Source organism: Paenibacillus sp. SEL1 (assembly GCF_054602535.1).
In genome coordinates, this window is the sequence record NZ_CM137723.1 from 2607339 (window position 1) to 2623590 (window position 16252).

Genomic DNA, 16252 nt, shown 5'->3' on the forward strand with positions numbered 1-16252 from the left:
ATTTTTCCATGGGTATCATTGTTCAAGAGCAAACGGGGCTGTTTCATTTGCAGTCGTCGGGCATGAGTTATATTATTCAGATTGTGGATGGATTTCCTGTACATGTATATTGGGGAGGCAGGTTGAAGCACCGCGAACCCATGGCTGACCTATTGCTTCACACTCCCGCGACGGCTGGATTGGATCGGCTACCGCAAGAATATCCGCAGTATGGGAGCGGGGACTTCCGTAACCCGGCGTATCAAGTAGAGCTTGAGGATGGAACTCGTATCACGGAGTTAAAGTATATTGGCTACCGGATCACTAAGGGAAAGCCATCATTAACCGGGCTTCCGGCCGTATATACCGAAAATGAAGACGAAGCGGATACGCTGGAACTGGAGTTACAAGATGACTTTTCAGGCCTTAAAGTTGTTCTTCTTTATACCGTATTCACGGATCGAAACGTAATTACTCGTTCGGCTCGTTTGAGTAATGCGGGAGCCAAGAACCTTCGGCTTCTCCGTGCTCTAAGTGCCAGTGTCGATTTTTCAGGTAAAAGCGATTTAGAGTTCATGTATCTTTCGGGAGCATGGGCTCGGGAGGGGAATATTACCCGCAAACCGATTCTTCAAGGTGAAACCCGAATTGATAGTAAAAGGGGCATGAGCAGCCATCAACTCAACCCTTTTGCTGCATTGGTCACTGGGGGAACAACGGAAAGCTATGGTGAGGTATTCGGCTTTAGCCTCGTGTACAGCGGGGGCTTTGAGGCGGGAGCAGAAATAGATTCATTCGGCTCTACACGGTTTAGCATCGGCGTGAACTCCTTTGATTTTTCGTGGTTACTGAGCCCAGGTGAGAGCTTCCAAACGCCAGAAGCCGTTATGGTTTACTCTGGTCAAGGGCTGGGAGAAATGTCGCGTACATATCATCGCTTGTATCGGACTCGTCTTTGCCGAGGGAAATATCGGGATGAAGAACGCCCTATTCTGGTCAATAACTGGGAAGCTACCTATTTTGACTTCAATGCAGATAAGCTGGTATCGATAGCGAAGGAGGGGGCAGAGCTAGGCATCGAACTTTTTGTCTTGGATGATGGTTGGTTTGGAAAACGGGATTCTGACAATTCGTCTCTCGGTGATTGGTACGAGGATCGTCGGAAGCTGCCAGACGGACTTGCCGATGTCGCGAAACGCATCAATCAATTGGGGCTTAAATTTGGACTCTGGTTTGAGCCGGAGATGATCTCCCCAGACAGTGAATTGTACCGGAAGCATCCAGATTGGTGCCTTCACGTTCCAGGACGGCGACGCAGCGAAGCTCGATGGCAGCTAGTGCTGGACTATACTCGCAAGGAAGTACGTGACTACATCTACGATTCGCTGGCTGCCATTTTCTCCAGCGCCCCAGTTTCTTACGTGAAATGGGATATGAATCGCTGCCTGACGGAAATCGGTTCCGCAGCTCTGCCGCCAGAGCGCCAATCTGAAACTGCCCATCGCTATGTTCTTGGATTGTATGAGCTGTTGGAGCGTATCACCACCGAATTTCCGCATATTCTTTTCGAGAGCTGTTCAAGTGGCGGAGGACGTTTTGACCCAGGCATGCTTTACTACATGCCTCAAGTATGGACTAGTGATAATACCGATGCGGTGGAACGTCTGAAGATTCAATATGGAACTAGCCTTGTCTATCCTGTAAGCGCCATCGGAGCGCATGTGTCGGCAGTTCCGAACCATCAAGTTGGACGCATAACACCCCTTGATTTTCGAGGTGATGTGGCCATGTCAGGAAATTTTGGATATGAGCTTGATCTCACGAAATTCACCGATGAGGAAAAAGAGACGGTCAAACGCCAAATCGCAGTATACAAGCAGATACGTGGCTTAGTACAAAAAGGTGACTTGTATCGCTTAAACAACCCGTTTGAAGATAACGAATCGGCTTGGATGTTTGTTTCTGAAGACCAAGTGGATGCCATCGTCTACTATTTCCAAGTGATGGCTGTCCCGAACGCGCCTTGGCGAGTCCTGCGCCTTGACGGACTAAATCCAGAGCTCGAATATGAAGTTAAGTCAGGAAATAGCGGGCAAAAGTCTATCCATGGGGGGGATCGGCTTATGAAGTCGGGCCTCCCTCTTCTCTACAGACAGAAAGACTATGAAAGTGGATGGTTCAGGCTTCGGGCAATAAAGCCTGGTAAGGCTTAAGGATCAGTACAACAGTATAATTGCAGAAAGAGAGAAAACAATCGATGGAGTTATGCCCCTTTTTATATGAAAAGGGGCATTTTGCGCGCATCAGCGTACTGATTGGGGAGGGGCAAGCCATGTTTTTTATACGAATGATGAATGACATGAAACTGAGAAAGAAGATGACGCTTACATTCATTTCGGTAGCTGTTCTTCCCTTGCTGTTATGTGGCCTGTTTCTGACGGGGAAACTTCGAGAGGCCGTCATTAAAGATGCCTTTATGCAAGTGTCCAACAATGTCGAGCGGGTCCGAAATCGTACAGAAGAATTGATCAAAGTGCCGCTGGACATCTCGTACCGGCTGACCAATGACAATCGGATGAAAATGGTAGCCAGCCAGAAGTATGACAGCTACATCGAAGTCATTCAGGCATACCGGGAGTATACAGGTATTCGTGACTACCTCCAGTTGTACAAAGAGATATCCGGCATCCGTGTCTATGTCTCTAATCCTGGAGCACTTAATAATTGGGAATTTATCCAACCGGATGATAGGATCACAACCGCAGATTGGTACAAGGAGGCCATCGCGCAGAAAGGATTGGCCGGCTGGAATTTAATCAAGGATGAGAGGGACGATGCCGATTATCTCAGCCTGATTCGATCATTTTCAGTGGATTCACCAGGACGAAAAGGGGTTCTGGTCATAAATGTTAACCAGCACCAATTAAATTCAATCCTGAATCAGGAATCGTTCCCTACCTTGATCGTGGATAACCGGAATCAGATTGTCGCGTCCAATGAAGCAGAGTTGTTCGGGAAGAATCTTTCTGAAATTCATGCCGACGAAAATATACTTTTGCATCAGGAAGGAAGTTATAACATGCTCATCGATGGAAAAGCGTCGAAGGTGGTTATCGCCAATCTAGCTCCACAGAATAGCTGGAATGGACTTCGCATTATTTCCATTTTTTCCGTTTCTGAGATTACCCGAGATGCTAATCAAGTGATATGGCTCGGCGGAATCGCGATCACAGCCAGCCTGATATTTGCAGCCTTGCTTATCTATGCCTCTGCTTCGCTATTATCCAGAAGGCTTCTTCGCTTGAGCAAGCATATGACCCAAGTAGGGGCGGGCTCATGGGAAACCTATCTCCATATCGATGGGAAAGATGAAGTGGGTCTATTATCGAGGGAATTTAACGCGCTCGTCAGCAGCGTAAACCATTTGGTCCAGGAGGTCCAAGAGACGAATCGCCAGAAAAGACTCGTGGAGCAAAGACAAAACGAGATCAAGTTCAAAATGCTGGCAAGCCAGATCAATCCGCATTTTCTCTTCAATTCTTTGGAGTCTATCAGAATGGAGGCCCACATTCGCCAACAGGACGATATCGCTAAAGCAGTCTGGCAGTTGAGCGCGTTGTTACGCAGCAGTCTGGAGGCTGGTAACGACAAGATTCCACTGCGTAAAGAGCTTGAGCAAGTGTGCTGTTATCTCGATCTTCAAAAGTTTCGGTATGAAGACCGTTTGGAGTATCGCTTAACCGTTGATCCAAATTTGGAGGAAATGTTGGTTCCACCTCTGATTATCCAACCATTGGTGGAAAATTCTATTGTACACGGTCTAGATAATCAAGCAGAAGGAGCTGTCATTGAAGTGAAAGTTAAGGAAATCCCGGAGGGGGTTCGAGTTATGGTATGTGACAACGGTGCTGGTTTCACGGCCGATCGTCTCGCCCTAGTACAAGCAGAGCTTGCTGCATCCGTACATGAACAGGAGGTCCAGCGAATTGGACTACGAAACGTAAATGATCGTCTAGTCTTACTGTATGGGACCTCAAGTGCTTTACATATTGAGAGCGAGCCTGGGAAAGGCACTTGTATTCAGTTTTTCATACCTGGGGGTGAATCCAAATGATTAAGGTAGTCATCGTTGACGATGAGCCGAAGCTTCGTCAAGGGCTTCAAACGCTGATCCCATGGGAAAGCCTCGGATTTATCGTTACAGCTACGGCAGCCAATGGAAAAGAAGCACTGGAAGTCATCGAGGAAAAAGCTCCTGATGTCGTAATCGTCGATATCCGCATGCCGGTTATGGATGGCCTACAGTTGATTGAGCACTTGAGATCCAGCGGTCATCATTTGCACTTTATGATCCTCAGTGGATATGCCGACTTTGAGTATGCCAAACAAGCGATCAAATACGGGGTGTTCGGCTATCTCGTTAAACCGGTCGACATTGATGAAATGTCGTCCAGTTTAAAACGGATACGCGAGCGGATCGAAGAGGAGCGTCTTCAAGGGGAGTGGCGTAAGAGAGAGGTTATAAATCGGGATTTATACCTGCATAGCCTGCTCGTCCCTCAAGAGAGAACTGAAGATCCGGCCAAGTTGAGAAGTAAGGCAATAGAAGCGGATTTGTTGTGGAGCAACTACGAAGTCGTGGTCGTCTACCCGCGTGTTTCTGAAGTGGACCGTTCTGATGTCGCATACCAGCTTTTGAATGGATTGAAGGCAAAGATAGAGGGGCAGATGATGGGACTTGTCACAGTAATCCCCCCGTATACAGTCCTGTTGCTCAACGCGCCGCTGCGCGGAAGAGAACGGCGTGAAATTCTGCACAATGAGATTCGTAATGTTGCGGATAATGTCCGGTTCGCCGCTGCAACCGGAGGGGTAGTATCTGCTCCTGAAGATATTTGTAAATCTTTTTTAAAGGCCCAGGAAGCGGTAAAACAATCCTTTTTCAGCGAGAAGAACCGACTGCTAGGTCCGTATCCTTTCTTTTCTTCTTCGCTGGATTCTCCCCGATTGTCTGCTGATAAAGCTGAGGAAACGATGGAGGAATTCATCTTCCGCCTGTATTACAGTCTGGAGGTAGGAAACCAAACTACAGTACTACCGTTGTTGAACGAGGCGGCAGCATTTTTTCTCAAACAGGGGCAAGATGAGAAATCTGTCAAAGAGTCCTTCTTCTTTCTGTCCAATGCAGTCATTCACAAGCTGACCGCGGGTTTCTGTATCGAGTTGAAAGAGACGGAGGCAGTTTCCCGTTTCTTGAATGGGATATACCAGCATGATCACCTAGATGATCTTTTGGAAAAGACTCACCGTTTCCTACTAGCATTGGTGAAAGACTCCGAACACCGTGGAAAGGAGCAGGAATTCAAAAAAATGATCGACTTCATTCACAAGCATTATGCAGACAACCTGAGGCTGGAAGCGTTAGCCGGACTACTAAACTATAGTACCGCCTATTTGGGTCAGCTTTTCAAGAACAAGACGGGGGAGTACTTTAATACCTATCTGGACCGAGTCCGTATTCAAAAGGCCAAGGAGCTGCTGGGTCAGGGAATGAAAGTATACGAAGTCGCCGAAAGCGTCGGCTATACAAGCGTCAACTACTTTTACAGCAAATTCAAAAGATACGAAGGCCGTTCACCGTCGGAATATAGAAATCCATAATTTGTGGATGATTTTTTCCGAAATCCGTTGTATGGGTTCTGACTCTCCTCTGTTTTATGATTGGTTTTAAGAGAGGGGATGAAAAAAATGAAAGCGGTAACAGCAAATTCGGAAAACGCATACAAAAAACCGAAGCGGAATGCTTGGAAGGTATTTAAAAGCCAGAGGTATCTTTACTATATGTCCATTCCGTTTGTTATCTGGGTCTTCATCTTTCAGTATTTGCCGCTATGGGGCTGGACAATGGCATTTCAGAAATACAGACCTGGTTTGAGTTTTTTTGAACAGAAGTGGGTGGGCTTGGAGCATTTTCGTACTTTGTTCCAAGATGATCATTTCTACCAAGTACTGCGGAACACGCTGGCTATGAGCCTTATGGGACTGGTCGCTGGTTTTATTGTACCCGTTGTCTTTGCTCTATTGCTCAACGAGGTCCGCATACAAGTGATAAAACGATTTGTTCAGACCGTATCTTATCTGCCGCACTTTGTTTCATGGGTGGTTGCTGCAGGCATTGTCACCAAAATGCTTTCAGCGGATGGCGGTGTCGTAAACGATATGCTCGTGGGTCTAGGCATCATCGATCAGCCAGTCCAGTTTATGGCCCAAGGTAAATTATTTTGGTGGGTTGTAACTTTCGGAGACATCTGGAAGGAAACGGGGTGGAACACCATTATTTATCTGGCTGCCATCGCCGGTATTGGTCCTGAATTATACGAGGCTGCGCGGGTGGACGGCGCTAGCCGATTACAGCAAATGTGGCATATCACGCTGCCGGGGATCCGGCCGACTATTATCATTCTCCTAATTATGTCTATTGGTCATCTGCTCGGTACAGGATTCGAGAAACAATTTCTGCTGGGCAATCACCTGGTCATTGATTACTCTGAAGTACTTGATTTGTATGCGCTTAATTATGGTCTGGCAATGGGACGTTACTCTTTCGGAACGGCCATTAATATTTTTAATTCGGTGATAAGCCTGATCCTATTGTTTGCGGCTAATGGAATCTTTAAGCGCTATACCAACGAGAGCATTATGTAGGAGGAGAATGGACATGGAGGCTGTCAAAAGCACTACGCCGGTCGGCGGATTAAACAACAAGCTTCAGGCGAAATCACCACAAGACCGAATCCTGGGGATAGTTGTTTATGTTTTCATGATTGTGGTCACCGTTCTGACGATCTACCCGTTCTTAAATGTGCTAGCTATCTCTTTTAACGATTCGGTAGACACCATTAGAGGTGGGATCACCATCTGGCCAAGGCAATTTACGTTGAAGAATTACGACTTGATTTTCACCTATGAGGGGTTAATCACTGGATTCAAGATCTCCTTTCTGCGAACCGTCATTGGCACCGTAGCAGGCTTGGTCAGCGGCTCGATGCTTGCCTATACGCTTGCACGAAGTGATTTTCAAGCTAGAAGGTTCATCTCAATCTTTCTGGCCGTCACCATGTATGTTTCTGGAGGGTTGATTCCAGGTTTTATCCTGATGAAGGAATTGCATTTAATTGATACATTTGCCGTCTATATTTTACCAGGTCTTGTAAGTGCGTTTAATGTCTTCATTATTCGTTCCTTTATTGATGGTCTGCCTTATGCGTTACAGGAATCAGCCAAGCTGGATGGTGCCAACGATTTCACGATCTACTGGCGCGTTATTCTTCCTCTTTGCAAACCAGCATTAGCGACCGTAGCACTTTTCTTGGCGGTAGGGCAATGGAACTCTTGGTTCGATACTTATCTGTTTAATGGGTCTAACGAATCGTTGACGACTCTGCAATATGAATTGATGAAAATTTTGCAAAGTACGACAACAAGCGCAACCAATTCCCAGGACGCTGCCAATATGGCCGAGCGTATGGCACAGGTTTCACCGGAATCCGTCAAAATGGCAATCACCATCATTGTTACAGTGCCGATTCTTATCGTCTATCCTTTTTTACAAAAATATTTTGTTAAGGGTATGACGCTTGGAGCGGTAAAGAGCTAAACGAAGCAAACATTCATTATAATGGGAGGTTTCGCTCCATGAAGTCAAGAAAAAATAGAATGGTCGTGTCCTTCGTAATGTCACTGACTTTAGTCGCGACTCTTGCAGGGTGCAGCGGTAATAATCCGTCTGAGGCTACCAAGGCCGTAACAACAGGAGACATCACACTTACTTATTTTTCGGAAGACTCCAGCACAAATTGGAATAGCATGAAGGATCAAGTCGGTAAGGTCATCGCTGAAAAAACCGGAGTAACTCTAGATGCTGAATTCGCTGTCGGAGACCCGGTCCAAAAGATTTCGTTGATTGCAGCCACAGGAAACTATCCTGATCTAATCGCTGCTAAGGCGGATGTCGGCAAACTTGTCGATGCTGGCGCAATCATTGATTTGACGGATTTGATCGACAAGCACGCACCGAACATCAAAAAAATGCTGGGTGACAAGCTTGTTCGGACAAAGTACAGTTTGGACGACCCATCGATCTATGTGATTCCGACCTGGTCCGCTGTCGAGGAGAAAAAAATTAAACCCGACGTAGGATTTAAACTCCAGCATCGTGTCGTCAAGGAAGCGGGATACCCGGACATTCGTACGGTACAGGATTTTGAAAAAGTCATTAAGGACTATATCACCAAGCATCCGACGGACGAAAATGGCAATAAAAATATCGGATTGTCCCTTAATGCCGACGATTGGCATATGTACCAGGTAACAAACTCAGGATTTCAAACGACCGGGGGACCAGACGACGGCGAATACTACATTGATCAAAAAACACACCAAGCGACTTATCATTTCCGCCGACCTGAAGAAAAGGAATATTTCCGCTGGTTGAATCACATGAACTCCATTGGATTGCTTGATCCGGAAAGCTTCGTGCAGAAGACCGATCAGTTTAAGGCGAAGGTGGCTTCAGGCCGCGTACTTGGCCTTGCCGATCCAGAATGGGACTATGGCGACGGGCAAAATGCGCTAAAAGCGGAGGGCAAATTCGACCAAACATACGGTCATTATCCAGTCACCATGAGCAAGGAATACAAGGACACCAACTTTTGGCTTCCTGGCTTTGATGGAGGATATGGAATCTCGATCTCTAGCAAGTGCAAGGACCCGGTACGCGCTATCCAGTTTCTCGACTTTCTGGCATCGGAAGAGGGGCAAATCCTGAATAATTGGGGGATTGAAGGAAAGCATTACACGGTTAAAGACGGCAAACGGACGATTATTCCGGCTGTGCTGGAACGGATGAACAATGACAATGCAGCTTTCCAAAAAGAGTCTGGAATCGGTCTATATTGGAACTTGTCGGTCCATTATGGTGATGGCATCAAGGACTCCACCGGCAACTACTTTACTCGTAGTTATCCGGAACTACTGACAGCAACTTATAACAAGTCGGAGAAGGAAGTCCTAAAGGCCTATAAGATTGATCATTGGAAAGATCTATTCCCAAAAGAAGAAGAATTCCAACCGAGAGCATACGGAGCAGCCTACACGATGTCTCTCCCCAATGACGATCCGGCTGTTATTCTCGGAGCCAAGATGAAGGATATTACATGGAAACGAATTCCGGAAGCTGTCATGACCAAGCCGGAAAACTTCGATAAGGTTTGGGATGCCTATATGGCAGAGCTGGAGAAAGCCGGAGTACAAGAAATGGAACAATCCTTTACCAAACATATTCAAAACCGGATTAAGCTATGGTCTACTAACTAATTCGTTTTGCAAAAAGAACGGGGCCGTTTCGACTTTCCTGCCGGAGAGAAGACGGCCCTTTTTTATAATGGTTTATCATAGACTATATTGTTCAAGTTACAAACCAACAGCGGCCGCCTCGGTTATTTTCTGAGGTGGCCGCTGTTGGTTAGGGGCAGGCTTATGCGTTACTTCATAGTGCTGGGTGGGACGGTAAAATTACAGGCACGTTCAAAGTAATTACCAATTTGTCGACGTTGTTATCAGAATCCAGCCACATACCCATCGTCCGAAGTATCTGCTACCTTCCGTGGTACGGTGAGCCCCGTAAGAGCGCCTTACTCCGCTTCATTCTTGGAGGAAGTAAATAGGTCTTGAGGAAGCTCATCCCTCGTGATCACGTAATCGCTGTTGAACACTTTTATGAGATGATCCAGGGAGTTATATTGTCCGTTGCGGACGAAATCGCCCGTCCATGTGGTGAAAAAGAGCCAATGCGCTGAATATGCTTGAAGCAATTCGGGATCGCCAATCGGGCCGTTTTCGGACAGACCAACCAGCTTCTTGCTTTGCACGAGATTTACCAAGCTGTCGTACTTGCCGATACTTGGGTTATAATTAGCCGCCGGGTTGTAGATATCCACACTTACAATATCGACGACATCGTCCCCCGGATACCATTCGGGGCTCTCGGAGTTCCATACCCAGATCAGATTGTTCAGGTGATGGTAGTGTGTTAGACGGTCGTACATGATACGGTACAGCTGCTTGGCGGAGTCTGGCCCTTGGGCGCCCCACCAAAACCATCTGCCTTCCGCCTCGTGCAGTGGTCTCCACAGTACCGGAACGTGAGCGTCTTGGAGGCGTTTCAACTGAACGGCAATGGCATCAATGTCTCGCAGGATTAGCTGATATTCTTCCGACTCGGGATGATTAAGCGCATATTGAACGTCGAATGTAGTCGCCTCGGTGTAAAATCCGCGGTACCATTCTTTGCCTGGAATGTCATGTAGACCCTTAGGGGCATTCCAGTGCCATACAAACGTGACAATTCCACCTTCTTTGGCCCATTGGATCGCCTTGTCCACCTCAGTTGAGGTGGCACCATGCTCGACGCGAGAGGGGGAGTAATCCATCATGTCCGTTGACAACATCGCAGGATACTTTCCAGTCTGGTCTTTAATCCACTGGGCATCCTCAAGAGTGTGCTGACCGGAAAGAATATTGTCCCCGTAAACATCCACGAGATAACCCATGAGTGCCTTGGTTTCCACAGTCGCATTCGGGTTTACCGGCTTTTTCCCAATCTGATGCAGTTTCGGGGGGAGCACTGCTGCCAGCTTGATGTAGTCGATATGATACTGGCCCAAGTCGACATTGAACTGTATTGTGTTGTTTCCCGAATTCAGCATGATTTTACCGCCGGATACCTCGGAATAGCTTGCTGTTGTCGGAAGGGATATTTCGCTTGTCTGACCGTTGACCACCATATGGGTCTTTTTGTCACTATTTGGATTACTGTAACCGATTGCAATATTGTAAAAGCCACTTGAAGCTGCGTTATAGGCAAGGGTTAACGACCCTGTGCCTTTAAAGGCTGCGTAACCGGTACCAGAATAGCCCGTGCTGGCGGTTTCGGTGCTGACCTCACCAGTAATGACTCCGTCTTCGGCTTCAATTTTGCTGTTTGTAGCAGGCAAACTGGCGAATTCAACCTTCACGTATTCGATCCCGTAATATCCCCAGCCTCTTGAAAAAGTAACCTCGTTTGTACCGGCATTCAACATGATCTTGCTTACCAACTTCTCGTTTACAACCGCACCTCCCGGAGGGGGAACCAGCGTTATGCTTTCAGCCATTGTACCATTGACCTCGAAGCTGGTATCCTTGGAGCCGGTGTCCGCCGGAATATAGTAACCGAGGCTCAGCTTATATAGACCTGCTGTCGGCACATTCACTTTAAACGTAGCCGTCCCGTCAGACTTGCCCGAATTTGGGTCATAATCATAAAAGAAGGATACATAACCGTCGCCTTTATAAAGTGTATCGCCGGTATAGGGAGTATCCCGTTTTTCTACACCGTAACCTTGAATAATTGCATCCTTGGAACTGACGACTGTAGAAGGAGATTTGCCATTAGTGGATAAATCTTCACTTGCACCCATCGTCGTTTCGTCTTCAACATGGGTGACCAAGTTAGTTGATTCTGCTTTTGCTAAGCTTGGAATTAAATCGAGAGATACCAACAAAAAACATAAGAAAACAAAACTAAGAATACCGAAAAACCTTCTTTTCCACGGATCTGGCATATGACTCACTCCTTGAATTAGATGTTACCACCCTAATTGTCCTGCGGCGCGGATTGAAGAAACCGTTTTCATAAGTACAGACTAAGTACTTTGAAGTAATTGATGACAGGTGGTTACGGATCATCTTGCAATTCTAAACATTCCTTCTTCAGTTGTATGCGTTTTCAATTTTTGTTATTAATTTTTTAGCACCTCACCTCTCTTTAATTTCATCATAAGTTAGAGGCGAGGCAGGAACCATACAATGAATTTCGGGAAAAATCATCCTTAAATTATGGATTTTTATACTCCGGTGGCAAACAATCTTCATTTCTTTTGAAAGGTATAACCCAAGATTTTAAGGCTATATGGGATAAGCGGGAAGGATAGTTTCAATTTGTGGTATCATGCCAATAGGAATACTACCCACATGGGAATGAAAGGGACTAATACATGATTTCTCATCGATTGCTTACCTACGAAACAATTATTCAATTAACGGACCAGATTAATAGGGACCAACACTTGTTATTCTATAGCTATTTAACTCAACGTAAGGAGCAGGCTAGATTTGTCGGTCAATATGTAGACGACAAGCTGACGGCGGTCTTGGCATACTTTTGGGGGCTTCCCTTCCCTGCATTTTCTTTCTACTGCATCAATCGAGAGAAACTTAACTTTCCGGCTCTTATTGCTTTTACTAAGGAAACCATTCAACTTAACAGAAATACCGTTTGTGGTACAATCCTCTGTAATCGTGACATACAACTTTTTCAGTCTCATGGTCTCATAACGGGTAATCCACAACGTTTCTTAACAATGAAGCATATGGATCAATCGAAATTGCTCAATTCAAACCTGGCTGAGTTAGTTAAGGAAAATGATTTTTCAGATATAGTGGATTTATTACAAAATGGGGGCATGAAATTTTTTACGAGGAGCGAACTCGAACAATATCCTTTCCTTGGGATAAAGGAATGTGGTCATTTTATTGCCGTAGGCGGCTTCCACTTTTATGATCCTAAGCTCGTTGAGCTCGGAAACATATATACAAGCCCTGCTCACAGAGGGAAAGGGCTAGCAAAGCACCTGACGAGCCAACTTACAAAACTGGGCAGATCGCTTTCATTAGATGTCTACCTGGGAGTATTGGCGGAGAACCAGGCTGCTGTACATGTTTACAAAGGACTAGGCTATGAGGTTACGGCTGAGCAATCTATTGTTGATTTTAAACTATCTATTGGTTGACGAACTAGACCGGATTTTGCGCGTTGATTGTGAAGTATAACAGAATATGGGTGCTTGTTGGCATTAGAGAGGTATCACGCAACTGCCAGACAGGAGATCACCTGTTATTTCGTAGAACGGGATTATCAGGGAAAAGATATCGCTTCTGAAGGCGCCTCGAATGAAATCACTCGACTTGGAGGAGGAGAAAGGCTCTGGAACAGAATGATATTAATATTCATCAACTGACTGACGCGATCTATCAAATTTTACACAAGAGAATGGATAAGCTAGGTGTAGCATACGGTATCGTTAGCGAATTTAGTTACAATCCTGAGGAGCCACTGTCATGGATTATTAGTATTGAGGACTCTGAAATCGTGCTCACCTCGGCCATCTTGTTCCAATATATGAAACAGCATAGAAATTTGGAGGATACGTTAACTCATTTTATGCGCGATCACTTTCCATACTTCAATTAAACAGTAAAGATTATATAGAAAGCGGCAGACTAGGGCTTTGTTTTCACATCCTCGTCTGCCGCTTTTTCTTTTATTAGATCTGTCCAAAACCTATTTTCGCAGGGTGCCGTGAAAATGAACGACAGTGCCTTTTTCGATTCATTACAGGTCTGCGTCTGCACAAGTCAGACCGGAAATAACGAGTGCAGTCGAAGTACAGCTCCGTATGCGCGCCTCGCACTTATCTGGCTGGGATGCTGCGTGTCCCCTCTGTCATCGGGGAGGCGCAGAGCGGGCACACCGGCGGCGTGCCTGTGCTAGCCGCGCTTGTACGGCGTCCGCTTGTTGTGTCGCGACGCATCCACGCTTTGCAGGCACCGTCGGTGCATTTCCACACAGGCACGTTGATGCGTGGCTCCGCCGGAGACCCTGTCACCGACGAGGTCGTCCGTACCGTAGCGCTGCCTGGTCCCGGCCTGCTGCTCACGCGGGTCGCTGTGCCAGGCGCTGGCGATCCAGCGCCAGCACGGTTGCTATACCCGGAAGCACCCTTCGGTTGGCCGAAGCTGCTGCGGCGTGCTTCCGGCTTGGAAGCCTCAGGGGTGACCCCATAGGCTTCCAGCAGGAAGCGTGACACGGCGGCAGGCTTACCATGATTAGAGGCGGGAGAGGTGATGTACAGCAACTCCTTCGCCCGGGTGACGGCCACGTAAGCGAGGCGGCGCTCTTCTTCAAGCGCTGCATCGTTATCCACAGCCGTAGTCGGGGCGGCGCCTGCCCGCCGATCCTCCGGCAGCTCGCTGTGCAGCGCCGAGCTGTGCGGCAGAATGCCCTCGCTGGCTCCGATCCAATATACGCAAGGGAATTCCAGCCCCTTGGCGCGGTGGATCGTCATGAGCCGAACAGCATCGCTGTCTTCTTCTCTGCGCAGCGATTCCATTTGGCGGTGACGCTCGGAAAGCTCGTCCGCAAAGCTGACGAACGCCTCCACGGTGTCAAACCGCTTGGCTGCCGTTTCGAGCTCCTCCAGACTTTCTTGCATCGTTTCCTTATAATGAGTCCACGCGCCCGTATCTCCGCTTTCCAAATATTTGTCATAAAAGACGCGCCGCATTTCTTGAATGGCATAGGCAGGTTTCATTGTAGTGAGACTGCGAATCAGACGAATACGCTCTTTCACCTGCTCACGCTGAAAATCACGTAGTCGATCCCAGCGGCTGAGATGAATCAGCGGGTATTTTTTAGCCTGCTGTTTCTCCTCGCGCATAATCCATTCCATCCCCGCCTCACGGGATACGTACAGCGGCCCGAGGGTGCTCGGAATGGATTCCATACGCCGGGGATTTAGCGACAAGCGCAGGTGATCCATTAAGGGACGAATCAGGGACTGATCATAAAATACAGCCCCTGCTCCGTACTGAATAAATGGGACATCCCGCATAATTAATTGCTCAAAAATAGAGCGGCTTCCGCTGGCTGTCCGGTGCAAAATAGCGATATCCCGGTAGCGCAGCCGACCTTCCTCTACCTGTCCGAGTAGATGGGTAACAATATGCCCCGCCTCTTCCTCGGGCCCGGATGGGGTGGCAAATTGCGGCGGCAAGCCTTCACGCCCGGCAGCCGAAAGACGTTTGGAACGTCGATGAACATTTTTGGCGACAATGTTAGAGCCCAGCCCCAAAATCCGCGCATCGCTGCGATAATTAATATCCAGGGTAATGACCTTTGCATCCTTATAGACTTTGTCAAACTCCAGAATGGATTCCTGGCGTGCTCCATTAAAGGTATAGATCGTCTGATCATCATCTCCGACGACCATCAGATTGCGATGTCGGGCAGCCAATCGCTGCACCATCTCATATTGCAAGGCATTCGTATCCTGAAATTCATCGACCATGATATGTGAAAAACGCCGCTGAAGCGGCTGAAGCACATCCGGGTCACGCAGCAGTGCGGAGGCACGCAGCAGAATATCGTCAAAATCCATTTTATTGCGCTCCTGTTTCCACGCTTCATAAGCGAGCATGGCACGTTTGGCATCCGATTCCTCGCGCACAGTTTCCGGCAGCTCGTCCGCGCTGCGGCCTTCCGCTTTCCAGGCGGAGAGGGCAGACAGCAGGCTTTCCGGCTGGAAAGCCTCGCTGAGCCCAAGCTGACGCAACATCATTTTCATGACGGTATGCTGGGCCTGCGTTTCACCGAACACTTCATCTTGGACGCCGCGATGACGCAGCATCGCCAAAGCGAATGAGTGAAACGTGCGAGCCTGAACTGCACGTGCAGCGGCAGGGCGCACACCGGGTAATCCCGCGATGCGCAGTTTCATTTCGGCAGCTGCCTTGCTGGTGAAGGTCACCAGCAGAATGGACGATGCAGGGACATCCCGCATCGCCATGAGGTAGCCAGCACGGGCAGCCAGCACTGTGGTTTTGCCGCAGCCAGCCCCTGCAAGGGTCAGAAGGGGGCCTTTGCCGTGTCGGACGGCCTGGATCTGCGGGCGGTTCAGGTGAATGCCGGCGTTTTCTAAAGCACGAAAATAGGCCGAGTCTTGGTCGGTGTCAGGCACCAGCGTCATACTGGTATCCATGGAAGCACGACGTGCCTGAGGGCTCGACGTTGAGTAAGGAACCCCGATAGGTCGGGGGTAAAAAGAAGGATTTGGGTCCATAATCCTGAAACCCCTTTCGTTCTTAAAATCTTCCATTTTCACAAATGGGGGTAGTTTTTGGTATGATAGAGTTCTAGTCAGCTTTAGCTGACGATAAGAACAAGGCGATGGACTAAAAATAATGCTGAAATTCATGCGGATCTTGCCGGAGCGACAGAACGTTAATACGTTGACGCTAATGCCTATAGCCTTCAAACAGGCGATATGACCGCATTCCATTATACAGGAGTTCGAGGTTTGCCAACAGAAAAAAACTTTGGGATATACGGACGGTA

General features: G+C 47.7%; 9 protein-coding genes. 7 read left to right on the forward strand and 2 right to left on the reverse strand.

From position 1 onward, the window contains the following. Positions 1 to 8: 8 nt before the first annotated feature. The 6 genes from ACYCSE_RS11960 to ACYCSE_RS11985 all read left to right on the forward strand — a co-directional run bounded on the left by ACYCSE_RS11960 (position 9) and on the right by ACYCSE_RS11985 (position 9354). Positions 9 to 2192: an alpha-galactosidase gene (locus ACYCSE_RS11960; protein ID WP_459702340.1), complete on the forward strand. Its 2184-nt coding sequence runs from the start codon at positions 9 to 11 to the stop codon at positions 2190 to 2192. A 119-nt stretch (positions 2193 to 2311) separates the two neighbouring features. Then, on the forward strand, positions 2312 to 4093 hold the full coding sequence (locus ACYCSE_RS11965; RefSeq protein ID WP_459702341.1) for a sensor histidine kinase: 1782 nt from the start codon (positions 2312 to 2314) through the stop codon (positions 4091 to 4093). Continuing rightward, the gene (locus ACYCSE_RS11970; protein WP_459702342.1) at positions 4090 to 5640 is read left to right on the forward strand and encodes a response regulator transcription factor; all 1551 of its coding nucleotides are present in this window, start codon (positions 4090 to 4092) and stop codon (positions 5638 to 5640) included. Before ACYCSE_RS11965 ends, ACYCSE_RS11970 begins: the two co-directional genes overlap by 4 nt. 87 nt (positions 5641 to 5727) lie before the next feature. Beyond that, a complete protein-coding gene (locus ACYCSE_RS11975; RefSeq protein ID WP_459702343.1) occupies positions 5728 to 6684 on the forward strand; it encodes an ABC transporter permease in 957 nt (318 codons plus the stop codon). 13 nt (positions 6685 to 6697) lie between these two features. Further along, positions 6698 to 7636, forward strand: coding sequence for a carbohydrate ABC transporter permease (locus tag ACYCSE_RS11980; RefSeq protein ID WP_165178879.1), 939 nt, complete (start codon positions 6698 to 6700; stop codon positions 7634 to 7636). A gap of 38 nt (positions 7637 to 7674) precedes the next feature. Continuing rightward, positions 7675 to 9354, forward strand: a complete 1680-nt coding sequence (locus tag ACYCSE_RS11985) for an ABC transporter substrate-binding protein (RefSeq protein WP_459702344.1) — start codon at positions 7675 to 7677, stop codon at positions 9352 to 9354. A gap of 317 nt (positions 9355 to 9671) precedes the next feature. On the opposite strand, the gene ACYCSE_RS11990 is transcribed toward ACYCSE_RS11985, so the two are convergent. Beyond that, positions 9672 to 11642: a glycosyl hydrolase gene (locus tag ACYCSE_RS11990; RefSeq protein ID WP_459702345.1), complete on the reverse strand. Its 1971-nt coding sequence runs from the start codon at positions 11640 to 11642 to the stop codon at positions 9672 to 9674. A gap of 432 nt (positions 11643 to 12074) precedes the next feature. On the opposite strand from ACYCSE_RS11990, the gene ACYCSE_RS11995 reads away from it, so the two are divergent. Beyond that, positions 12075 to 12869, forward strand: coding sequence for a GNAT family N-acetyltransferase (locus tag ACYCSE_RS11995; protein WP_452566112.1), 795 nt, complete (start codon positions 12075 to 12077; stop codon positions 12867 to 12869). A gap of 681 nt (positions 12870 to 13550) precedes the next feature. Here ACYCSE_RS11995 and ACYCSE_RS12000 read toward each other — a convergent pair. Next, positions 13551 to 15977 carry a UvrD-helicase domain-containing protein gene (locus tag ACYCSE_RS12000; protein WP_459702347.1) on the reverse strand — a complete coding sequence of 809 codons (2427 nt, stop codon included), beginning with the start codon at positions 15975 to 15977 and terminating at the stop codon, positions 13551 to 13553. Positions 15978 to 16252: the final 275 nt, after the last annotated feature.